The organism is Uniformispora flossi, from assembly GCF_049534875.1.
GTDB classification, from domain to species: Bacteria; Actinomycetota; Actinomycetes; order Streptomycetales; family Streptomycetaceae; genus Yinghuangia; species Yinghuangia aomiensis.
Genome location: NZ_JBMULZ010000014.1, coordinates 62,757 through 85,053, shown reverse-complemented (window position 1 = coordinate 85,053; position 22,297 = coordinate 62,757). Strand labels below are relative to the sequence as shown.

At 73.2% G+C, this 22,297-nt stretch carries 21 protein-coding genes and 1 riboswitch; of the genes, 18 read left to right on the top strand and 3 right to left on the bottom strand.

Translation table 11 applies throughout. The features are described 5' to 3' along the window. The first annotated feature begins 12 nt into the window (after window positions 1-12). From rpoZ to ACPA54_RS26910, 6 genes are all read left to right on the top strand, one after another. Window positions 13-276: a DNA-directed RNA polymerase subunit omega gene (rpoZ, locus tag ACPA54_RS26935; RefSeq protein ID WP_345677924.1), complete on the top strand. Its 264-nt coding sequence runs from the start codon at window positions 13-15 to the stop codon at window positions 274-276. Window positions 277-493: 217 nt separating this feature from the next. Then, entirely contained in the window at window positions 494-1,720 is a 1,227-nt protein-coding gene (coaBC, locus tag ACPA54_RS26930; protein WP_423533979.1) for a bifunctional phosphopantothenoylcysteine decarboxylase/phosphopantothenate--cysteine ligase CoaBC, read from the top strand. Between the two features lie 158 nt (window positions 1,721-1,878). Beyond that, window positions 1,879-3,072, top strand: a complete 1,194-nt coding sequence (gene metK, locus ACPA54_RS26925) for a methionine adenosyltransferase (RefSeq protein WP_423533977.1) — start codon at window positions 1,879-1,881, stop codon at window positions 3,070-3,072. 329 nt (window positions 3,073-3,401) lie between these two features. Then, complete coding sequence (locus ACPA54_RS26920; RefSeq protein WP_423533975.1) at window positions 3,402-4,739, top strand: MFS transporter; 1,338 nt, start codon at window positions 3,402-3,404, stop codon at window positions 4,737-4,739. 204 nt (window positions 4,740-4,943) lie between these two features. Continuing rightward, window positions 4,944-5,480, top strand: a complete 537-nt coding sequence (locus ACPA54_RS26915; RefSeq protein WP_423533973.1) for a DUF1707 SHOCT-like domain-containing protein — start codon at window positions 4,944-4,946, stop codon at window positions 5,478-5,480. Window positions 5,481-6,320: 840 nt separating this feature from the next. After that, a complete protein-coding gene (locus tag ACPA54_RS26910) occupies window positions 6,321-8,507 on the top strand; it encodes a primosomal protein N' (RefSeq protein WP_423534103.1) in 2,187 nt (728 codons plus the stop codon). Between the two features lie 46 nt (window positions 8,508-8,553). Here ACPA54_RS26910 and ACPA54_RS26905 read toward each other — a convergent pair whose 3' ends face one another. Next, complete coding sequence (locus tag ACPA54_RS26905; protein ID WP_423533971.1) at window positions 8,554-8,910, bottom strand: cupin domain-containing protein; 357 nt, start codon at window positions 8,908-8,910, stop codon at window positions 8,554-8,556. 160 nt (window positions 8,911-9,070) lie between these two features. On the opposite strand from ACPA54_RS26905, the gene def reads away from it, so the two are divergent. The 4 genes from def (at window position 9,071) to ACPA54_RS26885 (ending at window position 13,052) form a co-directional block, all read left to right on the top strand. Beyond that, window positions 9,071-9,616, top strand: coding sequence for a peptide deformylase (gene def / locus ACPA54_RS26900; protein WP_345677929.1), 546 nt, complete (start codon window positions 9,071-9,073; stop codon window positions 9,614-9,616). 5 nt (window positions 9,617-9,621) lie between these two features. After that, complete coding sequence (gene fmt, locus ACPA54_RS26895) at window positions 9,622-10,575, top strand: methionyl-tRNA formyltransferase (protein ID WP_423533969.1); 954 nt, start codon at window positions 9,622-9,624, stop codon at window positions 10,573-10,575. Then, the gene (locus ACPA54_RS26890) at window positions 10,572-12,011 is read left to right on the top strand and encodes an RsmB/NOP family class I SAM-dependent RNA methyltransferase (protein WP_423533967.1); all 1,440 of its coding nucleotides are present in this window, start codon (window positions 10,572-10,574) and stop codon (window positions 12,009-12,011) included. Before fmt ends, ACPA54_RS26890 begins: the two co-directional genes overlap by 4 nt. A gap of 255 nt (window positions 12,012-12,266) precedes the next feature. After that, window positions 12,267-13,052, top strand: a complete 786-nt coding sequence (locus tag ACPA54_RS26885; RefSeq protein WP_423533965.1) for a hypothetical protein — start codon at window positions 12,267-12,269, stop codon at window positions 13,050-13,052. A 55-nt stretch (window positions 13,053-13,107) separates the two neighbouring features. Here the strand turns inward: ACPA54_RS26885 and rpe are convergent, their stop codons facing one another. Then, window positions 13,108-13,797: a ribulose-phosphate 3-epimerase gene (gene rpe, locus ACPA54_RS26880; protein ID WP_345677935.1), complete on the bottom strand. Its 690-nt coding sequence runs from the start codon at window positions 13,795-13,797 to the stop codon at window positions 13,108-13,110. Window positions 13,798-14,005: 208 nt separating this feature from the next. Further along, window positions 14,006-14,151: riboswitch (FMN riboswitch) on the top strand. Between the two features lie 184 nt (window positions 14,152-14,335). Between rpe and ribD the strand changes: the two genes are divergently transcribed. The 8 genes from ribD to ACPA54_RS26840 all read left to right on the top strand — a co-directional run bounded on the left by ribD (window position 14,336) and on the right by ACPA54_RS26840 (window position 20,786). Next, the gene (gene ribD / locus ACPA54_RS26875; RefSeq protein WP_423534102.1) at window positions 14,336-15,496 is read left to right on the top strand and encodes a bifunctional diaminohydroxyphosphoribosylaminopyrimidine deaminase/5-amino-6-(5-phosphoribosylamino)uracil reductase RibD; all 1,161 of its coding nucleotides are present in this window, start codon (window positions 14,336-14,338) and stop codon (window positions 15,494-15,496) included. A gap of 1 nt (window position 15,497) precedes the next feature. Beyond that, window positions 15,498-16,148, top strand: coding sequence for a riboflavin synthase (locus ACPA54_RS26870; protein ID WP_345677936.1), 651 nt, complete (start codon window positions 15,498-15,500; stop codon window positions 16,146-16,148). Continuing rightward, a complete protein-coding gene (locus ACPA54_RS26865) occupies window positions 16,145-16,855 on the top strand; it encodes a nicotinamide mononucleotide transporter family protein (RefSeq protein WP_345677938.1) in 711 nt (236 codons plus the stop codon). The genes ACPA54_RS26870 and ACPA54_RS26865 overlap by 4 nt, the downstream gene beginning before the upstream one ends. 32 nt (window positions 16,856-16,887) lie before the next feature. Next, complete coding sequence (locus tag ACPA54_RS26860; protein WP_423534101.1) at window positions 16,888-18,183, top strand: bifunctional 3,4-dihydroxy-2-butanone-4-phosphate synthase/GTP cyclohydrolase II; 1,296 nt, start codon at window positions 16,888-16,890, stop codon at window positions 18,181-18,183. A 151-nt stretch (window positions 18,184-18,334) separates the two neighbouring features. Further along, window positions 18,335-18,820 carry a 6,7-dimethyl-8-ribityllumazine synthase gene (gene ribH / locus ACPA54_RS26855; protein WP_423533962.1) on the top strand — a complete coding sequence of 162 codons (486 nt, stop codon included), beginning with the start codon at window positions 18,335-18,337 and terminating at the stop codon, window positions 18,818-18,820. 65 nt (window positions 18,821-18,885) lie between these two features. Next, window positions 18,886-19,149 (top strand): phosphoribosyl-ATP diphosphatase, encoded by a 264-nt coding sequence (locus ACPA54_RS26850; RefSeq protein WP_345677940.1) that lies wholly within the window; start codon window positions 18,886-18,888, stop codon window positions 19,147-19,149. A gap of 94 nt (window positions 19,150-19,243) precedes the next feature. After that, a complete protein-coding gene (gene hisG, locus ACPA54_RS26845; RefSeq protein ID WP_423533960.1) occupies window positions 19,244-20,092 on the top strand; it encodes an ATP phosphoribosyltransferase in 849 nt (282 codons plus the stop codon). Window positions 20,093-20,294: 202 nt separating this feature from the next. Then, on the top strand, window positions 20,295-20,786 hold the full coding sequence (locus tag ACPA54_RS26840) for a PH domain-containing protein (RefSeq protein ID WP_345677943.1): 492 nt from the start codon (window positions 20,295-20,297) through the stop codon (window positions 20,784-20,786). 186 nt (window positions 20,787-20,972) lie between these two features. On the opposite strand, the gene ACPA54_RS26835 is transcribed toward ACPA54_RS26840, so the two are convergent. Next, on the bottom strand, window positions 20,973-22,133 hold the full coding sequence (locus tag ACPA54_RS26835; protein ID WP_423533958.1) for a winged helix DNA-binding domain-containing protein: 1,161 nt from the start codon (window positions 22,131-22,133) through the stop codon (window positions 20,973-20,975). Window positions 22,134-22,297: the final 164 nt, after the last annotated feature.

Genomic DNA, 22,297 nt, shown 5'->3' with positions numbered 1-22,297 from the left:
AAGGCCCCCGCATTGTCCGTCTCTTCTTCCGCGCCCGAGGGCATCATCAACCCGCCGATCGACCAGCTTCTGGAGATCGCCGACTCGAAGTACAGCCTGGTGATCTACGCGGCGAAGCGGGCTCGGCAGATCAACGCCTACTACTCGCAGCTCGGCGAGGGCCTGCTCGAGTACGTCGGCCCGCTGGTGGACACCCACGTCCACGAGAAGCCGCTGTCGATCGCGATGCGTGAGATCAACTCCGGCATGCTGACCGCGGAGCCCCTCGAAGGCTGACGCGCCACAGACGCCGATCGGGCCCGGCCGCACCCCGTTGGGGAGCGGCCGGGCCCGAGGCGTTCGTGCGGCAATCGGCCTTGCCCGCACCGGAGTTGCCCGTCTCCGCGATCCGGCGTCAGGCGCCGATGCCGCGCCGGTTCGCCCGCGCTGTCGCGGCGTCGCTACGCTCGAAGCCCGTGAGGCAGACCGCCCGCCCAGGCAGGGAGACGTACCGATGACCAGTCAGCCCCGTCCCCGCGTGGTGCTCGGCGTGTCCGGCGGCATCGCCGCCTACAAGGCGTGCGACGTGCTGCGCCGGTTCACCGAGTCCGGGCACGAGGTGCGCGTGGTGCCGACCGCCGCCGCGCTCAAGTTCGTCGGCGCCCCCACGTGGGCCGCGCTGTCGGGGCAGCCGGTCGCCACCGAGGTGTGGAACGACGTCCACGAAGTCCCGCACGTCCGCATCGGGCAGAACGCCGACCTGGTGATCGTCGCGCCCGCCACCGCCGACGTCCTCGCCAAGGCCGCGCACGGCATCGCCGACGACCTGCTGACCAACACGCTCCTGACCGCCCGCTGTCCCGTCGTGTTCGCGCCCGCGATGCACACCGAGATGTGGGAGCACCCCGCGACCCGCGAGAACGTCGCCACGCTGCGCCGCCGCGGCGCGATCGTCCTCGAACCTGCGGTCGGGCGGCTCACCGGCAAGGACACCGGCAAGGGCCGGCTGCCCGACCCCGAGGAGATCTTCCTCGCCGCGCGCCGCGCCCTCGTCCGCGGCACCGCGGAAGCCGACCTGGCCGGGCGGCACATCGTCGTGTCGGCGGGCGGCACGCGGGAACCCCTCGACCCGGTGCGGTTCCTCGGCAACCGCTCGTCCGGCAAGCAGGGCTACGCGCTGGCCCGCACCGCGGTCGCCCGCGGCGCCCGGGTCACGCTGGTGTCCGCGAACGTCTCGCTCGCCGACCCCGCGGGCGCCGACGTCGTGCGGGTCGGTACCGCCGTCGAACTCCGCGAGGCCGTGCTGAAGGCCGCCGCCGACGCCGACTGCGTCGTGATGGCCGCGGCGGTCGCCGACTTCCGGCCGGTCGCCTACGCGGGCGGCAAGATCAAGAAGACCGACGCCGAGCCCGACCCCATCGCGCTGGTGAAGAACCCCGATGTCCTCGCCGAGATCTCCCGCGACCGGGTGCGCGCCGGACAGGTCGTCGTCGGGTTCGCCGCGGAGACCGACGACGTGCTGGCCAACGGGCGCGCCAAGCTCGCGCGCAAGGGGTGCGACCTGCTGGTCGTGAACGAGGTGGGGGAGACCCGCACGTTCGGCGCGGACGGCAACGAAGCCGTGCTCCTCGGCGCGGACGGCACCGAGACCCCCGTCCCGTTCGGGCCCAAGGACGAACTCGCGGACGCCGTATGGGACCGGGTCGTGGGACTGCTCCCGGAGCCGCCGACCGACCGGTAGGCCGGACGGGCGCGTGAGCAACGCCACGTCGTCTCCCGATGCGGGCACCCGCTCCGGATTCGCAGGTCGTAGGGCTACACTCGGGCCAGAATCCGGCTCGACGCGCCTGCCGCGGACGCGCCGACCAGCCAGCAGCCGCTGCAACACCAGGGAGCGATGTGTCCCGTCGACTGTTCACCTCGGAGTCCGTGACCGAAGGTCACCCGGACAAGATCGCCGACCAGATCAGCGACTCGATCCTGGATGCGCTCCTCAAGGAAGACCCCCGGTCCCGGGTCGCCGTCGAGACGCTCATCACCACCGGCCAGGTCCACGTCGCCGGCGAGGTGACGACCAAGGGCTACGCGGACATCCCCACCATCGTCCGCGACCGCGTCCTGGAAATCGGCTACGACAGCTCGAAGAAGGGCTTCGACGGCGCGTCCTGCGGCGTCTCGGTGTCCATCGGCTCGCAGTCGCCCGACATCGCCCAGGGCGTCGACGACGCCTACGAGGCGCGCGTCGAAGGCGACGACGACGAACTCGACCGCCAGGGCGCCGGCGACCAGGGCCTCATGTTCGGCTACGCGTGCGACGACACGCCCGAGCTGATGCCGCTGCCGATCACGCTGGCGCACCGCCTCTCGCACCGCCTGTCCGAGGTGCGCAAGAACGGGACCATCCCCTACCTGCGCCCGGACGGCAAGACCCAGGTCACCATCGAGTACGACGGCGACCGCCCGGTCCGCCTCGACACCGTCGTCGTGTCCACGCAGCACGCCGCCGACATCGACCTCGACTCGCTGCTCGCCCCGGACATCCGCGAGTACGTCGTCGAGCCCGAGCTGGCCGCGCTCGACATCGACACCGAGGGCTACCGCCTGCTGGTCAACCCGACCGGGCGCTTCGAGATCGGCGGCCCGATGGGCGACGCCGGCCTCACCGGCCGCAAGATCATCATCGACACGTACGGCGGCATGGCCCGCCACGGCGGCGGCGCGTTCTCCGGCAAGGACCCGTCCAAGGTGGACCGCTCGGCCGCGTACGCGATGCGCTGGGTCGCCAAGAACGTCGTCGCCGCGGGCCTCGCGCGCCGCTGCGAGGTGCAGGTCGCGTACGCGATCGGCAAGGCCGCCCCGGTCGGCCTCTTCGTCGAGACGTTCGGTACCGAGACCCTCCCGGTCGAGAAGATCCAGGCCGCCATCGCCCAGGTCTTCGACCTGCGCCCGGCCGCGATCATCCGCGACCTGGACCTGCTGCGCCCGATCTACGCGCAGACCGCCGCGTACGGCCACTTCGGCCGCGACCTCCCGGACTTCACCTGGGAGCGCACCGACCGCGTGGACGCCCTCAAGGCGGCCGCGGGCTCCTGACCCACCGGTCCGGTCTCCGCACCGGACCGCGCGACACCGGACCATCCGACGGCCCGGCGACTCCGACGAGTCGCCGGGCCGTCGGTGTTTTCCCCCAGTAATGGCAGGAATCTTGATATTCATGGGGGTGAAAGCCTGGTGCGGGAACGATCCTCCTGTCATGATTTTTCCCGCTGACACGTGTCAGCAGTCGTGACGGCCACGCCACCTCTCCTCCGGGCGATGCCGTCAAGCGCGGTTCCACCTGCCGTTCCACCCGCGGGGCTCTCGGGCACCGGCCGTTCCGGGTGCGCCCCGGCAACCCTCATTGAACGACCGGTGATACGCACATGACCCACACCCCTGTCCGCCCCTCCGCAGAGGGCGCGGCACCGCCCCCCGCGGCGGTCCCGTCCGGTCCCGCCGCCGGGAAGCGCCGGCTCGGGCCGCTGTACGTGACGCTGCCGATGGCCAACGTCGCGCTCTACCTGGTGTGGATGGCGGCGGGCTCGTACCTGATCCCCAAGCAGGTCATGGAGATCACCGGGGGCACGGACCCCGACGCGCTGAAGAACGCGGTCGCCATCGGCGCGCTTCTTGCCGCCGTAGGCAACCCGGTTTTCGGGATGCTGTCCGACCGCACGCGCTCGCGGATGGGCCGCCGCGCCCCGTGGATCCTGCTGTGCGGCGGCCTCGGCGCGCTCGCGCTGTGCGGGCAGGCCCAGGCCGACTCCGTCTTCGTCCTCGCCCTGACGTGGGGCGCCGTCCAGTTCATCCTCAACGGCTACCAGGCGGCGGTCACCGCGGTCATGCCGGACCGGGTGCCGCCCGCCAAGTACGGCGTCGTGTCCGGGCTCGTCGGCCTGGGCACCCCGCTGGCGATCCTCATCAGCGCGTACGTCATCGGCGGCGTCGACATGTCGCGGTTCGGCTTCGACGGCGTGATCGGCGGCTTCGACGGCAAGTTCGGCGGCGCCGACGGCTACTACTTCCTGGCCGTCTGCGTGGTCGTCGCGGCGGTCCTCTTCGTGGTCGCGACGCCGGACGAGTCCAGCAAGGACATGGCCGTCGAGAAGTTCGACCTCAAGAAGTTCCTGGCGGACTTCTGGGTGAGCCCCCGCAAGTACCCGGACTTCGCCTGGGCGTTCGTGTCCCGCTTCGGCGTCATGGCGGGCTACTTCATCTCGCTGACGTACAGCTACTACATCACCATCGAGTACATCAAGGTGCCGGCGGAGGACGTCGACCCGGTAACGGGTTACCTGATGGTCGTGAGTGCGATCGCCACGATCGTGGCGTCCGTGATCGTCGGGAAGATCGCCGACCGGGTGCGCGCGGTCAAGCCGTTCGTGCTGGCGTCCGGCGTGGCGTCCGGGATCTCGCTGATGATCCCGCTGTGGTGGCCGACCGTCGGCGGGCTCGCGGCGTTCAACATCGTGAACGGTTTCGCGTTCGGCATGTACATGGCCGTCGACATGGCGCTGATCACCCAGGTGCTGCCGGCCGGGAACGACGCGGGCAAGGACATGGGCATCATCAACATCGCCAACGCGGCTCCGCAGGTGGCCGCGCCGTTCGTGGCGTCGTGGATCGTCGACGCGGGCGGGTACGGGGCGATCTTCCCGGTCTCCGGGGCGATCGGGATCGTCGGGGCGCTCGCGGTGGTCATGGTCAAGCACGTGAAATAGGTGGCCTTGCCGGTCATATTGTCGTACAAATAACGGGCCTGAGCGCCGCGCCTGCGTCCCACCCCGGGACCTCCTCGCCGGAGACGCGGCGCTCAACCGCGTTCCGCGGCAACCCGGTTGCGCGACACCGCCCGCCCGGGCGGGCGGTGAAGAGTGGGGCTAGCCCCATCCCCACGGGGCCGCGGAATCTTTACCGTCGATGACATGCTGACCCGACCCGGAATGCGCGCGTCCGACGTCGACAGGGAAGCCGCGGTCGCGCTGCTGAAGGACCACCACGCCGAGGGGCGCCTGACCCTCGACGAGTTCGACGAGCGCATCGGGGCCGCCTACGCCGCCGTCACGCTCGGCGAACTCGCCCGCCTGATCAGCGACTTGCCGCCGCCGGTACGCCTCGAATACGACGTCGCCCTGCTGCGCGGCCAGCCGGTCCCCGCCACACCGCCGCCCGCGCCGTCCCCGCCGCGCCCCGCCGACCCGGCACCGTGGCCGGCCGACGCCTTCCGGCCCCCGGCCCGCGGCCGACCGCCGCATCGCGAGCCGGTGAACGGCCGCGCCATCCTGCACGGCCTGTGGACCGCACTGTTCGCGGTCACCGGCGTCAACACCGCAATCTGGTTCCTGGTCCTGATCACCCACGGCCCGGTCTACTTCTGGCCGATCTGGGTCTTCGGCCCGGCGGGCGCGGTCCTGGGTGCGGCCGAGCTGTGCGTGCGCCGGCACGGGGAGAGCGAGCGCTGAGGGCGGGGGCTGAGGGCGGGGGCTGAGGGCGGGGGCTGAGGTGCGGGCCGACCGACCCGGCGCGCGCCTGAGCAGCCGGGCCCGTCGGCGTCCGTACCGGGCCCACGCCGAGACCGCCTCCGACCGATCCGCCCTCACACGCCCACCACGCCCCCCGAGTGGGCGCCCGGCGGCTTGGGTGGCCCCGGCGGATCCGGGTCTTCGGTCCCGAGCAACTGTCCGCACGCAGCCAGAGGAGAGTCGGCACGGCCGCGTCGCCGTGCGCTCGGGCCAACTGGCCGCGCCGCCGACCGCAGCCGACCGCAGCCGCGCCGACTCCCGCTCCTTTGCCCCTGCCGCGTGAGCCCGTGCGCTCTTGCCCGAGCTCACCGTTGCCCTCCAGCAGTCGCGCCCCGGCCCCGGCCGAGGCTTTGCGCCGTCGTACGTCTGCCGATCGCACGGTGCCGCAGCGTCGCACCGGCTCGGAATCCGGTTCGGCCGGCGCACCGGAGCCAACCGGGACCGCCGTCCGTCCCCGCCCCCCCGCGTGCGAGCGGCGGACGGCACGCGCGCCCGGCCGAGCCCACCCGTTGCCGCGCCCGGCGACACCCCTGGCAGGCCCGCGCTTCCTTGGCTCGCGGTCGAGCCCCCCGTCCCCCCTCCTGCGTGCCCGGCCGTCGACTTCCGCCACCCGGCCTCACCCCGGTGGCCCGCCGCCCCGGCTCCCGGTCGGCCCCTCCGCCCCCGCCCCCACCCCTGCGTGCCCCGCCGTCGACTGTCCCCCTGGTCTGGGAAAATGCGGGTGTGGGTGAGCACACGGCGGGGGAGGACGGCGGGCGGTCTCCGGCTCCGGGGGAGCAGATGGAGATCGCGGTTGCCGCTGCGCGGAAGGCCGCGAAGAAGGCCAAGCCGAAGAAGGCGCCGGTGCTCGCCGCCGAGTTGCCGGTGGCACGGGTGGCCGTGGACAAGGGGCTTTCGCACCTCGACCAGTTCTACGACTATGCGGTGCCGGAGACGATGGCGGACACCGCCAAGCCCGGCGTGCGGGTGCGGGTCCGGTTCGGCGGGCACGCGTCCGGCGACCGGCGGCGCGGTGGCGGGCTGGTCGACGGGATCGTCGTCGACCGGTTGGCCGCGTCGGACTACAGCGGTCCGCTGGCGCGGATCGAGCGGGTCCTGTCGCCCGAGCCCGTGCTGCCCGCCCGCATGCTCGATCTCGCCCGCGCGGTTGCCGACCGGTACGCGGGCACCCTCGCGGACGTCCTGTCCCTCGCGCTTCCGCCCCGGCACACCCGCGCCGAAGCCGAGCCCGCCGCGGATCCGCTGCCCGACCCGCCCGTGCCGGCCCCCGCGACCTGGGTCCGCTACACCGGCGGCGAGGCGCTGCTGGCCGCGCTGGCCGACGGCGGCGTGCCGCGCACGGTGTGGACGGCGCTGCCCGGCCCCGACTGGCCCGACGAGGTCGCCCGGGCGATGGCCGCGACGCTGTCCGGCGGCCGCGGTGCGCTCGTCGTGCTGCCGGACGGCAAGCTCGTCGCGCGCGTCGACGAGGCCCTCGAACGGCTCCTCGGCCGCGGCCGGCACATCGCGCTGACCGCCGACGCGGGTCCGGAGGAGCGCTACCGGCGCTGGCTCGCGGTGAGCCGCGGCACCGTCAAAGCGGTCGTGGGGACGCGCGCGGCGATGTTCGCGCCGGTCGCCGACCTGGGGCTGGTGGCGTTGTGGGACGACGGTGACTCCGCGCATTCCGAGCCGCGTGCCCCGCAGCCGCACGTGCGGGAAGTCCTGGTGATGCGGGCGCTGCGCGAGCAGGCGGCGTTCCTGGTCGGCGGGCACACGGCGTCCGTCGATGCGGCGCAGTTGGTGCGTTCCGGCTGGGCGCAGCCGGTGGATGCGCCGCGGGCGGAGGTGCGGGCGGCGGCGCCGCTGATCCGTACGGTGGGCGATTTCGATCTGGCGCGGGACGAGGCGGCGCGGACGGCGCGGCTGCCGTCGATGGCGTGGGATGCGGCGCGGCGGGGGCTGGAGTCGGGTCCGGTGCTGGTGCAGGTGCCGCGGCGGGGCTATGTGCCGCATGCGGCGTGCCAGCGGTGCCGGACGGCGGCGCGGTGCGAGTCGTGTGCGGGTCCGCTCGGACTGACGGGGTCCGAGGGGGCGCTGCTGTGCGCGTGGTGCGGGCGGCACGAGGTCGGGTGGCGGTGTCCGCTGTGCGGCGGGGGTCGGCTGCGGGCGAGTGTGGTGGGGGCGCGGCGTACTGCGGAGGAGTTGGGGCGGGCGTTTCCGCGGGTCCCGGTGCGGACGTCGGGGCGGGACGCGGTGCTGGCGTCGGTGCCGGATGTTCCGGCGCTGGTGGTGGCGACGCCGGGTGCGGAGCCGGTTGCCGCGGAGGGGTATGCGGCGGCGTTGCTGCTGGACGGCTGGCTGTTGCTGAGCCGTCCGGATCTGCGGGCGGGCGAGGAGGCGTTGCGGCGGTGGCTGGCCGCGGCGTCGTTGGTCCGGCCGGCGTCGTCGGGCGGCACGGTGGTGATGGTGGGGGAGCCGACGCTGCGGCCGGTGCAGGCGTTGGTGCGGTGGGATCCGCAGGGGTTCGCACGGACCGAGTTGGAGGAACGCGCGGAGTTGGGGTTCCCGCCGGTGTCGCGGATGGCGTCGGTGACGGGGTCGCCGGCCGCGGTCGCGGACTTGCTGGCGATGGTGCGGCTGCCGGACGGGACGGATGTGCTGGGCCCGGTTACGGCGCCGCCGCTGCCGGTGCGCCCGACGCCGCAGGCCGAGCCGCGGCGGCCGGGGAAGTCGGCGGCGGCGCGGGCCGCGATAGACCGTTCCGCGGCGCCGACCGCGGCGGATCTCGCGTTGTGGAACGAGCGTCCGCCCGCGGACGGCCGTGCCGCACCGCCCGAGGACCGGCGCGAGCGGGTGCTGCTGCGGGTCTCGCCGGGCCGCGGTGCGGAGTTGGCGGCAGCGCTCAAGGCCGCGCAGGCGCAGCGGATGGCGCGCGGACCGGGGGAGCCGGTGTGGGTGCGGATGGATCCGCTGGACATCGGCTGAGCCCGCCGCCGCGGGTGGGCGGCCGGCCTGGGGTCGGTCTTGCCGGTCAGGCCTGCTTGGCGTAGTCGCCGATCTTGCCGGCGAAGTCCAGGACGACCGCGGCTTCGCTGCCGACGACCCAGGCGTCGTGTCCCGGGTCGCAGACGAACGCGTCGCCGGGCCCGGCTTCCGCTTCGGTGCCGTCGTCCATGCGGATGTGGAGCCTGCCTTGGACGACGTAGCCGTAGTGGTGGAACTGGCAGCTCGCCGTGCCGGCGATCGGTGCGACGGATTCCGACCACTTCCAGCCCGGTTCGAAGCGGGCGCGGCCGAAGGTCAGGCCGGGCAGTTCGAGGACGTCGAGGCGGCCCTTCGGGAAATCGCGCGTCTCGTCGGCTTTGTCGGGGGAGCGTACTTCGAGCATGGTGCTTTCGCCTCCTTTCCCATGGTCTCCCGGCAGCGCGCCCAAGTGAAGATCACCGGCCGGATCGGCGGGCGCGCCGTCGGTAGACTGGGCGGATTGCGGGGGGTGGCGGCGGCTCGCCGGCCCCGGTCTCTTTTTCCGGTCGAACGGGAGTTCTTCTGTGGCAGTTCAGCCGATCCGCCTCTTCGGTGATCCGGTGTTGCGTACCGCGGCGGATCCGGTGACCGTCTTCGACAAAGAGCTGCGGGTCCTGGTGAAGGACCTGACCGACACGATGACGGATGCGCCCGGTGCCGGTCTGGCGGCGCCGCAGATCGGTGTCTCGCTGCGGGTGTTCACCTACAACGTCGACGGCGAGATAGGGCACTTGATCAATCCCGACCTCGATCTGTCGGACGACGAGCAGGAAGGCCCGGAGGGCTGCCTGTCGCTGCCCGGCCTCGCCTACGACACCAAGCGCGCGTTTGGCGTCGTCGCCAAGGGCTTCAACATGTTCGGCGACCCGGTGACCATCGAAGGCACCCAGCTGCTGTCCCGCTGCATCCAGCACGAGACCGACCACCTCGACGGCATCCTGTTCATCGACCGGCTCGACCGCGAGCAGCGGAAGCTGGCGCTCAAGGCGATCCGCGACGCCGAGTGGTCCGGCCAGGCCCCGCCGACCGTGAAGGTGTCGCCGCACGGGACGTTCGGAAAGGCGCTCTGATCCCCATGCGTCTGGTGTTCGCCGGGACCCCCGAGGTGGCGGTCCCCTCCCTCGAAGCACTCATCGCGTCGCGGCACGACGTCGTCGCGGTCGTCACCCGCCCCGACGCGCCCGCCGGCCGCGGCCGCAAACTCCGCCCGTCGCCGGTCGCCGAATGCGCCTTCGACCACGGCATCGAGGTGCTGCGCCCCGGGAAGCCGCGCGAGCCGGAATTCCTGGCCCGGCTGACCGAGATCGCGCCCGACTGCTGCCCCGTCGTCGCCTACGGCGCGCTGCTGCCGAAGGCCGCCCTCGACATTCCGGCACGCGGCTGGGTGAACCTGCACTTCTCGCTGCTGCCCGCATGGCGCGGCGCTGCGCCCGTCCAGCACGCCGTCCTCGCGGGGGACGACGTGACCGGCGCCTGCACCTTCCTCATCGAGGAAGGCCTCGACTCCGGGCCGGTGTTCGGCTGCGTGACCGACGAGGTCCGGCCCGGCGACACCAGCGGCGACCTGCTGGAGCGGCTGTCCCGGTCCGGCGCGCGGCTCCTCGCCGCGACGATGGACGGCATCGAGGACGGCTCCCTCGTCGCGGTGCCCCAGCCGCCCGACGGCATCTCGCTCGCCCCGAAGATCACCGTGACCGACGCCCGCGTCGACTGGTCCACGCCCGCCATGCGCGTGGACCGCGTCGCCCGCGGCTGCACCCCCGCGCCCGGCGCCTGGACCACGTTCCGCGGCGAACGCGTCAAGCTCGCCCCGGTCCGGCTGCGCGCCGGCGACACCGCGCTGGCGCCCGGGCAGATCGCCGTCGAACGCAAGGTCGTCCGGGTCGGCACCGGCAGCCACGCCGTCGAACTCACCGACGTCCAGCCGCAGGGCAAGCGCATGATGGCCGCCGTCGACTGGGCGCGCGGCGTGCGGCCCGAGGACGGCGAAACGTTCGACGCCGCCGCGGATACCGAGGAGTCCTCGTGACCCGTCCCGTCACCCCCGGCCGCACACCCGGGTCACCGGACACCGGGGCACGCGGCAAAGCCGCCCGCACCTACCGGCGCCCCAAGCCGGACGCCGCGCGGCGGGCCGCGTTCGACGTCCTGCGGCAGGTCGACGAGCGCGACGCCTACGCCAACCTCGTCCTGCCCGGCCTCCTGCGCGACCGGCGCATGACCGGCCGCGACGCCGCCCTCGCCACCGAACTCGTGCACGGCACGCTGCGCCGCCAGGGCACCTACGACGCGATCCTCGACCGGTGCGTCGACCGGCCCATCAACGAGGTCGACCCGCCGGTCCTCGACGTGCTGTGCCTGGGCGCGCACCAGCTGCTGTCCACCCGCATCCCCACGCACGCCGCGGTCTCCGCCACCGTCGAACTCGCCCGCGGCGTCCTCGGCGACGGCCGCGCCAAGTTCGTCAACGCGGTGCTCCGCAAGGTCGCCGCGAAGGACCTCGACGCGTGGTTCGACGAGGTCGCGCCCCCCTACGACGAGGACCCCGAAGGGTTCCTGTCCGTCGTCCACTCCCACCCCCGGTGGGTCGTCGGCGCCCTGTGGGACGCCCTCGGCGGCGGCCGCGAGGGCATCGAAGCGCTCCTCGCCGCGGACAACGCCCCGCCCGCGGTCACCCTCGTGGCCCGGCCGGGCCGCGCCACCCTCGAGGAACTGTTCGAAGCAGGTGCGGCGCCCGGCCGCTGGTCCCCGCTCGCCGCGGTCCTGCCCGAAGGCGACCCGGGCGCGCTGGCCGCCGTCCGCGACGGCCGCGCGGGCGTCCAGGACGAAGGCAGCCAGCTCGTCGCCCAGGCCCTCGCCAACGCCGACGTCGCCGGGACGGAGAGCCGGTGGCTCGACCTGTGCGCGGGCCCCGGCGGCAAGGCCGGGCTCCTCGCCGCCATCGCCACCCGGCGCGACGTGGCCCTGCTCGCCGTCGAGCGCCGCCACCACCGCGCCCGCCTGGTCCGCAACGCCATCGGCTGGAACACCCGCCACCAGGTCGTCACCGCGGACGGCACCCGCCCCGCGTGGGCACCCGGGTCGTTCGACCGGGTCATCGCCGACGTGCCGTGCAGCGGCCTCGGCGCGCTGCGCCGCCGCCCCGAGTCCCGGTGGCGCCGCCGCCCCGAGGACATCGCCGAGCTGGGCCCGCTGCAGCGCGAACTGCTGGCATCGGCCCTCGCCGCGGTACGCCCGGGCGGCGTCGTCGCCTACGTGACCTGCTCCCCGCACCGGGCCGAGACGCGCGCGGTCGTCGACGACGTGCTCGGGTCGGCGGCGGGGAAGGGCTTCGTCCTGGAGGACGCGCGGCCGTACTTCCCCGGCGTGACCGACCTGGGCGACGGGCCGGACGTGCAGCTGTGGCCGCACCTGCACGGCACGGACGCGATGTACACGGCGCTGCTGCGGCGCAGCGAAGGCTGAGCCCGGCGGGGTGGGCCGTCCGAGTGGAAGATGCCCCTCGGACGGGTGGTCGTGCGGCGGCCCGCGGGTCGTCCGTGCGGCCCGAGTCGTACGCCTTCAGGGGGAACACACCCCGCCTCGGTCGCTCGTTGTGATGATCCTGGGCTGCGCGGGTCGGGAAATCCGCCCTTGACGGGATAGTTACCGGAAAGAGGGCATAGGTCGTTAGTCGCCTTGATCGCCACAAGGTGACGCACGACCCAGGAGCACGACTCGATGCCCGTTGCGCCAGCCCCCGCACTCGACCGCCGCAGCCCCCCGTTCCACCGCGGACCGGTGCGCGGGTCCGCGGCACGCCTGGGCGGGGAGCTTCGCGACGAGTGGCTGCGGCTGACGGCTTCGCCGCTCGCCCAGCTGCGGCGCAGGGGCCTGCGGGCGGTTCCGCTGGCGGTGGGGGCGACGCTGCTGGTGGCGTTCTTCCACCTGGTGCAGCACGTTCCGTGGGGTGCCGAGGTGACCCACGACCTGGGCGGGGTGCGGGCCGACCAGCCGCTGTGGCTGGCGCTGCTTCGGACCCCCGTATCGCTGTTCGTGCCCGCGCCGGATCTGCCGGTGTGGGGCGCGTTGGCGCAGGTGCTGATCGTGTTCGGGCTCGGCGAACTGACGTTCGGGATCCGGCGGACCTTGTTCGTGGCCTACTTGGCGACGCTCGCCGGGACGCTCGCGGCGCGCGGGATGGTCGCGCTCGGGCCGGACCGGATCCTCGGCATCGAACCGCGGCTGGCGCACGTGTTCGACACCGGGCCGTCTGCGGCGGTCGTCGGCCTGGTCGTGGCGATCGCCTGGGCCGACCGGGCGTGGACGCTCATGGCCGTGGTGTGGGGGCTGATGATCGCCGAGGTGGCGTGGAAGCCGAACCTCGCCGGGCGGGAGCACCTGATCGGGATGGCCGTCGTGCTGGGCTACGCGGTGGCGTCCGAGGCGTGGCGGCGCGGGCGCGAAGTACGCGCGATCGTCGAGTGGACCGACCGGCGGGGCGTCGAGGTGAAGGCCGCCCGATAGCCGGAAGCGGGTGCCGCCGGAGTCTCCGGTGGCACCCGCTTCGCGGTGTTTCGGGTCAGTGGGCGCAGGCCCAGGCAGCCTTCGTGGTGGCGTCGTTCGCGAGCGCGCGGAGCTTGTCGACCGCGGCGCCCGGGTCGCGGCCGTCGTACACCGCGGACCCCGCGACGAACACGTCGGCGCCGGCTTCCGCGCAGCGCTCGATCGTCTCCGCGGACACCCCGCCGTCGACCTGGAGCCACATGTCCAGGCCGTGCTTGCCGATGAGTTCCCGGGTGCGGCGGATCTTCGGGAGCATGATGTCGAGGAACTTCTGGCCGCCGAAGCCCGGTTCGACGGTCATCACGAGGATCATGTCGAGTTCCGGCAGCAGGTCCTCGAACGGCTCGATCGGGGTGGCCGGCTTGAGTGCCATCGACGCGCGGGCGCCGGCCGCGCGGATCGAGCGGGCGAGGCGGACCGGCGCGGCGGCGGCCTCGACGTGAAAGGTGACACTGCCCGCGCCGGCCTCGGCGTAGGCGGGCGCCCAGCGGTCCGGGTCCGCGATCATCAGGTGCGCGTCGACGGGAGTGTCCGCGGCCTTGAGGATGGATTCCACGACGGGCAGGCCCAGCGTGAGGTTGGGGACGAAGTGGTTGTCCATCACGTCGACGTGGAGCCAGTCGGCGTTGGCGACCTTGGCGGTCTCGTCGGCGAGACGCGCGAAGTCCGCGGACAAGATGCTGGGCGAGATCTGAACGGGGGCCATGGGGACAGGGTGCCATCCCCGCGCCCGATGGCTGGAATCGGATGGGCCGACATTCCGACTGCCGGACATTCCGCCGGACACCCCGGGTCCTGACGGTGCGTCAGGTGTTCGGCCCGCTGCACTGAGTGTGCGTGATGGAACACACAGAAGCGGCAAGGTCAAGTCCGCAGGCAGGCGTGGCACACTTCGAGGTGTACGAATGTCACGTACGCGCGCTCCGGGGTCGGTGAAAATCCGAACCGGCGGTAAAAGTCCGCGACCCGGTCAGCGGCCTCCATCCCGGAGGCGCCGATCGGCTGAACCGGTGGAATTCCGGTACCGACGGTGAAAGTCCGGATGGGAGGCAGCGCGCGGCGGCCGACTTCGCCATGCGGGCTACCCTGCCGCATGCCGAGGTTTGCGTCGTCCTGCCTTCCTGCGGCATGCCCGCAAACCCCGCCCCGGTCCACGCGTCGCGAGATGCGGAGGAGTCCGGGTGTCCGGCGAGGCGGGTCCCACCCCCGAAGGGGTCGACGCGGCGGTCGACGTCGCGGCGCACATGCGCCGCGCGATCGACCTGGCCGCACGCGGCCTCGGCACCACCAGCCCCAACCCCGTCGTGGGCAGCGTCGTCCTCGACGCGCACGGCGACGTCGTCGGCGAGGGCTTCCACGAAGTCGCCGGCGGTCCGCACGCCGAAGTCGCCGCGCTCCGCGCCGCGGGCGACCGGGCCCGGGGCGGCACCGCGATCGTCACCCTCGAACCGTGCGCCCACACCGGCCGCACCGGGCCCTGCGCCCAAGCGCTCATCGACGCCGGAATCGCGCGCGTCTGCTACGCCGTCTCCGACCCCACCCCCAACGCCTCCGGCGGCGCTGCCATGCTGCGCGCGGCCGGGGTCGAGGTGCACAGCGGCGTCCTCGCCGCCGAAGCCGCGCGCGGCAACGAAGCCTGGCTGACCGCCGCCCGCCTCGGCCGCCCCTTCACCACCTGGAAGTACGCCGCCACTCTCGACGGCCGCATCGCCGCCGCCGACGGCACCAGCCGCTGGATCAGCTCCGCCGCGTCCCGCGCCGACGTCCACCGGCTCCGTGCCCGGGTCGACGCGGTCGTCGCCGGATCCGGCACCCTCCTCGCCGACGACCCCCACCTCGCCGTCCGCGGCACCGACGGCACCGACGGTCCCGTCCGCCAGCCGCTGCGCGTCGTCGTCGACACCCACGCCCGCATCCCGGCCGGCGCCCGCGTCCTCGACGACGCCGCCCCGACCCTCGTCGCGGTCGCCGACGACCTGCCCGCCGCCACCGCCCGCGCCCTCGCCGACCGCCTCGCCGGCCGCGCCGAGATCCTGCCGCTGCCGCGCGCCGCCGCGGGCGGACTCGACCTCGACGCCCTCAACAAAGCGCTCTACGCCCGAGGCGTCCGCTCCGTCCTCCTCGAAGGCGGCCCCACCCTCGCCGGCGCCTACGCCGCGGCCGGGCTCGTCGACAAGGTCGTCGCCTACCTCGCCCCCGTCCTCCTCGGCGCCGGCCCCACCGCCCTCGGCCCCGCCGGAATCTCCACCATCGCCGACGCGTTGCGCCTCACCGTCGACGACACGGAAACCGACGGCTTCGGCGGCGACATCCGCATCACCGCACGCCCAGCCCGCCCCGCACCGCCCCCGTCCGACGAGCCCGTCGCGAACCAGCCCGCAGCCCAGCCCGTGAAGGAGTCCTAGCGTGTTCACCGGAATCGTGGAGGAACTCGGCGAGATCGTCTCCGTCGAGCAGCTCGGAGACTCCGCACGCCTGACCGTGCACGGCCCCGTCGTCACCGCCGGCGCGCGGCACGGCGACTCCATCGCGGTCAACGGCGTCTGCCTGACCGTCGTCGACGAGAAGATCGACCCCGCCGACGCCACCTTCACCGCCGACGTCATGGCCGAAACGCTCAAGCGCTCCAGCCTCGGCGCCCTCGAACCCGGCTCGCGCGTCAACCTCGAACGCCCCATGGAACTCGGCGGACGCCTCGGCGGCCACCTCGTCCAGGGCCACGTCGACGGCATGGGCACCGTCCTCTCCCGCACCCCCGGCGAGCACTGGGAAATCGTGGAGATCTCCCTGCCCGCCGAACTCGCCCGCTACGTCGTCGACAAGGGCTCCATCACCGTCGACGGCATCAGCCTCACGGTCGTCGAAGCCGGCCCCGACCGGTTCACCGTCAGCCTCATCCCCACCACCCTCGACCTCACCACCCTCGGCGTGAAGAAGGCCGGCGACCCGGTCAACCTCGAGGTCGACGTCATCGCCAAGTACGTCGAACGCCTCCACGCCTACGGCGACCGCACCGCCCCGGCCGCCGGGGCCGAGCCCGCCGGGGACCGGGCATGAACGCCTACCACGCGGTGATGGACTGGCTCCGCGAACCCGCCTTCACCGTCTTCGGGCAGAACGTGGTCCGCGGCGACTTCCTCGGCAACATCTTCGCCCTCGCCACCGTCGCCCTCGCCATGCGCCGCACCATCTGGGCGTGGCCCGTGCAGATCGCCGGCTCCCTGCTGCTCATGGGCGTCTACTGGTCCTACCAGCTCGGCGGCAGCTTCTCCCGGCAGATCCTCATCATCGCCATGGCGTCCTACGGCTGGACCCGCTGGGCCCGCGGCAAGCGCGCCACCGGCGACATCGAAGTCCGCTTCGCCACCGGCCGCGAACGCGCCGCCCTCGCCGCCGCCATCGTCCTCGGCACCGCCGCCTTCGCCGCGATGCTCGCCGAATGGGGCGTCGTCTGGGACCACCGCTGGTGGATGATCGCCGCCGACGCCTACATCTTCGTCGGCACCGCCGTCGCCACCGTCGCCCAGGCGCGCGGCCTCGTCGAATTCTGGGCGGTGTGGATCGCCGTCGACCTCGTCGGCGTCCCGCTGACCTTCTACAACGGCCTGGTCTTCTCCGGGCTCGTGTACGGGATCTTCCTGGCCATGGTGCTGGCCGGGCTGCGCGACTGGTGGCGCCGCTCCACCGCCGCCCGCCCCGCCGCCACCCGCCAGGAGCACGAATCAACCGCCGCCGCGCGGCACTTGGAAGGAGCACGGGCGTGACCGACAGAAACCCCAGCACCGAGGACACCACCGTGCTCGCATTCCCCGCACCCGGCAGCCCCGCCGACGCCGCCCCCGACCTCGCCCTCGACACCATCGAGGACGCCATCAAGGCCATGGCGGACGGCCAGGCCATCGTCGTCGTCGACGACGAAGACCGGGAGAACGAAGGCGACCTCATCTTCGCCGCATCGCTCGCGACCCCCGAGCTGATGGGCTTCATGATCCGCTACAGCTCCGGCGTCGTCTGCGTCCCCATGACCGGCGCCGACCTCGACCGCCTCAAGCTCCCCCCGATGACCCAGGTCAACGAGGACAAGAAGGGCACCGCCTACAGCGTCTCCGTGGACGCCAAGGACGGCATACACACAGGCATCTCGGCTGCCGACCGCACCCGCACCGTGCAGCTGCTGTCCGCCGCCGACACCACCGCCGACGACCTCAGCCGCCCCGGGCACATCTTCCCGCTGCGCGCCGTCGAAGGCGGCGTCCTCGTCCGCCCCGGCCACACCGAAGCCGCCGTCGACCTCGCCCGCCTCGCCGGACTCCCGCCCGCCGGCGTCATCTGCGAGGTCGTCCACGACGACGGCTCGATGATGCGGCTGCCCGACCTCGTCCCCTTCGCCCGGCAGCACGGCCTCAAGATCGTCTCCATCGCCGACCTCATCGCCTACCGCCGCCGCACCGAACAGACCGTCGAACGCGCCGCCGAAACCCGCCTGCCCACCGCCTACGGCGACTTCCGCGCCATCGGCTACCGCAGCGCCCTCGACGGCGTCGAGCACATCGCCCTCGTCACCGGCGACATCGGCCCCGGCGAAGACGTCCTCGTCCGCGTCCACTCCGAATGCCTCACCGGCGACGTGTTCGGCTCGCTGCGCTGCGACTGCGGCCCCCAGCTCGCCGCCGCCCTGCGCACCGTCGCCGACGAAGGCCGCGGCGTCGTCCTCTACATGCGCGGACACGAAGGCCGCGGCATCGGCCTCCTCCACAAGCTCCAGGCCTACCAGCTCCAGGACGACGGCCACGACACCGTCGATGCCAACCTCGAACTCGGCCTGCCCGCCGACGCCCGCGACTACGGCACCGGTGCCCAGATCCTCTCCGACCTCGGCGTCCGCTCCATGCGCCTGCTCACCAACAACCCGGCCAAGCGCGCCGGCCTGGAAGGCTACGGCCTGGAAATCCTCGAACGCGTCCCGCTGCCCGTCCACGCCACCGCCGACAACCTGCGCTACCTGCAGACCAAGCGCGACCGCATGGGCCACGACCTGCCCTGGCTCGAACCCCTCGAGCCCGCCGACGCCACCCCGCATGCCGTCAGCTGACGCGCCGCCCACACCACGGCACCACCCCGCCCGACCCGGTCGCCGGCCTCCGCCCGGCGGCCCGGGCAGCGGATCCCGCCAGACCCACATCCCCGCCCTCATCCCCACCCCAAGCCTCATCCCCACCCCAAGAACGGGACACTCAGCGAACATGAGCGGTAACGGAGCCCCCCAGCTCACCGTCGAAGGCTGCCAGGACCTCCGCGTCGGCATCATCGCCGCCCAATGGCACGCCCCCGTCATGGACGGGCTCCTGGCCGGCGCCCGCACCGCCCTCACCGACCTCGGCATCACCGACCCCACCGTGGTCCGCGTCCCCGGCGCCTTCGAACTCCCCGTCGCCGCCAAAGCCCTCGCCGAACGCGGCTACGACGCCGTCGTCGCCCTCGGCGTCGTCATCCGCGGCGGCACCCCCCACTTCGAATACGTGTGCGCCGCCGCCACCGACGGCCTCACCCGCGTCGCCCTCGACACCGGCGTCCCCGTCGGCTTCGGCCTCCTCACCTGCGACAACGAACAGCAGGCCCTCGACCGCGCGGGCATCGAAGGGTCCAAGGAAGACAAGGGCCACGAGGCCGCCACCGCGGCCGTCGCCACCGTCGTCGCGTTGCGTACAGTGGCGGAGCCGACGCGCTGACCACCGGACACACCCCGGGTCGCGCCGCGCATCCGACCGCCGAAAGTGAGAAGTCGATCCCCGCGATGAAGACGTTTGACCAGCTCTTCACCGAGCTCCAGACCAAGGCCGCCGCCGGCGAAACCGGCTCCCGCACCGCCGAACTCGTGCAGCAAGGCGTGCACGCCATCGGCAAGAAGGTCGTCGAAGAAGCCGCCGAAGTCTGGATGGCCGCCGAACACGAAGGCGCCGACCGCTGCGCCGAAGAAATCTCGCAGCTGCTCTACCACCTGCAGGTGATGATGGTCGCGCGCGGCCTCACCCTCGAGGACGTATACGCTCACCTGTGACATCGTCGGCGTCCCCGGCGCCCCGCACCCACCCCGCGCCTGCCCGCACGGGGACGCGGCCGCCGGGGACCCACCCGTGAGAAGGGTCCCCCCAATGCTGCGCATCGCCGTCCCGAACAAGGGTTCGCTCTCGGAGCCTGCGTCGGCGATGCTCCATGAGGCCGGCTACCGGCAGCGCAGCCACAGCAAGGAACTCGTCCTCGTCGACCCCGACAACAGCGTCGAGTTCTTCTTCCTGCGCCCCCGCGACATCGCCGTTTACGTCGGCTCCGGCCGCCTCGACGCCGGCATCACCGGCCGCGACCTCCTCCTCGACTCCGGCGCCGACGCCGAGGAGATCCTGCAACTCGGCCTCGCCCCGGCCACGTTCCGCTGGGCCGCACCCGTCGGCGGCTACACCTCCGCCAAGGAACTCGCCGGCGCCCGCATCGCGTCCTCCTACGTCGGCCTCGTGCAGCGCTACCTCGCCGACCAGGGCGTCGAAGCCGCCGCCGTCGTCAAGCTCGACGGAGCCGTCGAAACCGCCATCCAGCTCGGCGTCGCCGACGTCATCGCCGACGTCGTGGAAACCGGCACCACGCTGCGCCAGGCCGGCCTGGAGATCTTCGGCGAGCCGATCCTGCACTCCGAAGCGGTGCTGATCCGCCGCACCGGCGCCGAACCGTCCCGCGAGGTCGACCAGCTCGTCCGCCGCCTCCAGGGCGTCCTGGTGGCCCGCCGCTACGTGATGATGGACTACGACATCCGCGCGGAGCGCGTCGAGGAAGCCGTCGCGCTCACCCCCGGGCTCGAGTCGCCGACGGTGTCGCCGCTGCACAACGAAGGCTGGGTCGCCGTCCGTTCGATGGTGCCGCGCCGCGACGCCCAGCGGATCATGGACGACCTGTGGGACATCGGCGCCCGCGCCATCCTGGTCACCGGCATCCACGCCTGCCGCATCTGACGCCCCATCCGTGCCCGGTCGCCCGCGTGTTGCGCGGGCCGGGCACGGTGCGTTCGGCCGGTGCGGGACACTGTGGCGATACGTTTCGCCGACACCGGCGGCCGGCGATTCCGGCATCGGCTCGTCCGCTGCCTCGGCCGCCATCGTCGCCGGCGGCTCTTCCACCGACTTTCCACCACCGAACACCCTCGGGACACCGCGCATGACGGAGCACACCATCGGCACCGAACCGGACCGGCACACGCGCGCCGACCTGCCCCGCACCTGGTATCCGAAGCGCAGCCGCCTGGTCACCCGCATCGTCGGACTCGTCATCCTCGGCGGCCTCGTCGCCCTCGCCGTGGCCCTGCCCGAAGACGGCGGCTGGAACATCGGCTCCAAGCTCGGCGTCGTCGCCACCGGCGTCTTCGGCCTCTGCTTCATGCTCATGCTCGGCCGCCCGAAGGTCGTCGCCACCGAACACGGCGTCCGCGTGGTCAACCTGCTGCGCGTCGTCGAACTCCAGTGGGCGCAGATCATCCGCGTCCAGCTCCGGCAAGGCGACCCGTGGGTGTTCCTCGACCTCTCCGACGGCGAGACGCTCGCGGTCATGGGCATCCAGGTGTCCAACGGACGCGCCGACGCCATCCGGGCGGCCGGGGAACTGCGGGACCTCGTGGAGCACTTCGGCGGGACCGAACCGGCGGACCGGTAAGGACGACCCCCTGCCTCGTCGCGGGTGCGGCGAGGACCGGCGCGCGGTGAAGCGGAGCGCCACGTTCGAGGGAAATCCGAAGCGGTCCGCGTCACTCGTTCCGGCGAAATCGGGGGGCGGCGGCGGGCGCGGGGGCGCGCGGAGGGCGCACGAGAGCGGGGACGCGCGCCGCGCCGGCGGTCAGCCTCAGCCGGCCAACTCGCGTTCCAGCGCGGTCCGGAAACGCGGTGTCACCCGCACGCCCCCTATCCATGCGGCGAGCCGCTCGGCTTCGACGGCCACGGCCTTCCCCGCGTCGGTGCCGACGTCGGCGAGCAACCGCCAGACCACCTCGCCGTCCGCACGCTGCGCCCAGCCGCCGACCACCCGGCCCTGCCACCACACCGTCGGTCCGACATTGCCCGACCGGTCGAACAGCGCGGCCTTCGCATCGTCGGGGAAGTACCAGCCGCGGCCCTGCCAGCCCATCGGCGTCGGGTCCAACGCAGGCAGCAGCGCGGCCCGGTCCGGCGCCGCACCGGGCGCGTCCACGTCGTCCGGCAGCACGAACCCCGTGCCCTCGTCCAGCGTCACCGGCACCGCGGCGACGGCCTTCAACGCGGCGCGGACCTGGGTGAGCGTCCAGCCCGTCCACCACTTCAGATCCGCCTCGGTGCCCGGGCCGTAGGACGCCAGCCAGGCGCGTACCAGCGCGGCGCGGGCCTCGGTCGCCGGGAGATCGGGCAGCGGCTCCGGGGCGATCTGCCAGCGGTACTGGCTGCTCGTCCACGAGCCCTTCGGGCGTCCCCGCACGATCCGGCCGTCCATCGCGAGCTTGCGTATGATGCGCGTGCCCGCGGTCTGCTCGGTCTCCCACTTGGTCCCCGGGGCGTAGACGACCGGTTCGCGCAACCGGGGTTCCAACGCCGACAGTTCCGTGCTGGTGGCCTCCGGGAGGCCGGACAGATGGGCGACGACGGAGTCCTCGACCTCCGCCACCCAGGACGCATCGAGGGTGCCGCCGCGGAAGCCGAGCTTGAGCATGTCCCGCAGCGCCTTCTCGGCCATCGGCGCCGTGGTGGACGAGTGGACGACCGCGGCCATCGGGTCGGTCACGACGAAGACGGTACGGCGCATGCCGGCCATCCGGACGAGCGTCCGGTCGTCGTAGAGCGCCCGCTCCACGTCCGCGGCCCCGACCCGGCTGCGCGCCGCCACGGACAGGAACACGCTCGCCGGGTCGGTCGAATGCAACGCGACGAGAGACTCCGTCACCTGCTCCGCCGACTGCGCGGCCGGCTCCGGGAGCTGGCGCAGGACCAGCCGAGCGCGCCGTTCCGCGGCATCAATATGCCTGCTCTTCGCCATCCCCGTTGATCCCCTCGCCGACCTACGCCGCGCCTGCACGCCGGCCCGGGGTGCGGGGCCCGGCCCGCGCGTAGCTTCGCATGGCGCACCGACACGGGGACCCGTACACACGCCGGTGGGGTGCGGCGCGCCGGGTGCGTCTTCCACCGGGTGCCGACGGGTCC

What these genes read in the sequence shown, in the direction of transcription:
- coaBC (WP_423533979.1), top strand. Translation starts at nt 494, where the DNA reads ATGACCAGTCAGCCCCGTCCCCGCGTGGTGCTCGGCGTGTCCGGCGGC.
- ACPA54_RS26920 (WP_423533975.1), top strand. Translation starts at nt 3,402, where the DNA reads ATGACCCACACCCCTGTCCGCCCCTCCGCAGAGGGCGCGGCACCGCCC.
- ACPA54_RS26915 (WP_423533973.1), top strand. Translation starts at nt 4,944, where the DNA reads ATGCTGACCCGACCCGGAATGCGCGCGTCCGACGTCGACAGGGAAGCC.
- ACPA54_RS26910 (WP_423534103.1), top strand. Translation starts at nt 6,321, where the DNA reads ATGGAGATCGCGGTTGCCGCTGCGCGGAAGGCCGCGAAGAAGGCCAAG.
- ACPA54_RS26905 (WP_423533971.1), bottom strand. Translation starts at nt 8,910, where the DNA reads ATGCTCGAAGTACGCTCCCCCGACAAAGCCGACGAGACGCGCGATTTC.
- fmt (WP_423533969.1), top strand. Translation starts at nt 9,622, where the DNA reads ATGCGTCTGGTGTTCGCCGGGACCCCCGAGGTGGCGGTCCCCTCCCTC.
- ACPA54_RS26885 (WP_423533965.1), top strand. Translation starts at nt 12,267, where the DNA reads ATGCCCGTTGCGCCAGCCCCCGCACTCGACCGCCGCAGCCCCCCGTTC.
- rpe (WP_345677935.1), bottom strand. Translation starts at nt 13,797, where the DNA reads ATGGCCCCCGTTCAGATCTCGCCCAGCATCTTGTCCGCGGACTTCGCG.
- ribD (WP_423534102.1), top strand. Translation starts at nt 14,336, where the DNA reads ATGCGCCGCGCGATCGACCTGGCCGCACGCGGCCTCGGCACCACCAGC.
- ACPA54_RS26865 (WP_345677938.1), top strand. Translation starts at nt 16,145, where the DNA reads ATGAACGCCTACCACGCGGTGATGGACTGGCTCCGCGAACCCGCCTTC.
- ribH (WP_423533962.1), top strand. Translation starts at nt 18,335, where the DNA reads ATGAGCGGTAACGGAGCCCCCCAGCTCACCGTCGAAGGCTGCCAGGAC.
- ACPA54_RS26850 (WP_345677940.1), top strand. Translation starts at nt 18,886, where the DNA reads ATGAAGACGTTTGACCAGCTCTTCACCGAGCTCCAGACCAAGGCCGCC.
- hisG (WP_423533960.1), top strand. Translation starts at nt 19,244, where the DNA reads ATGCTGCGCATCGCCGTCCCGAACAAGGGTTCGCTCTCGGAGCCTGCG.
- ACPA54_RS26840 (WP_345677943.1), top strand. Translation starts at nt 20,295, where the DNA reads ATGACGGAGCACACCATCGGCACCGAACCGGACCGGCACACGCGCGCC.
- ACPA54_RS26835 (WP_423533958.1), bottom strand. Translation starts at nt 22,133, where the DNA reads ATGGCGAAGAGCAGGCATATTGATGCCGCGGAACGGCGCGCTCGGCTG.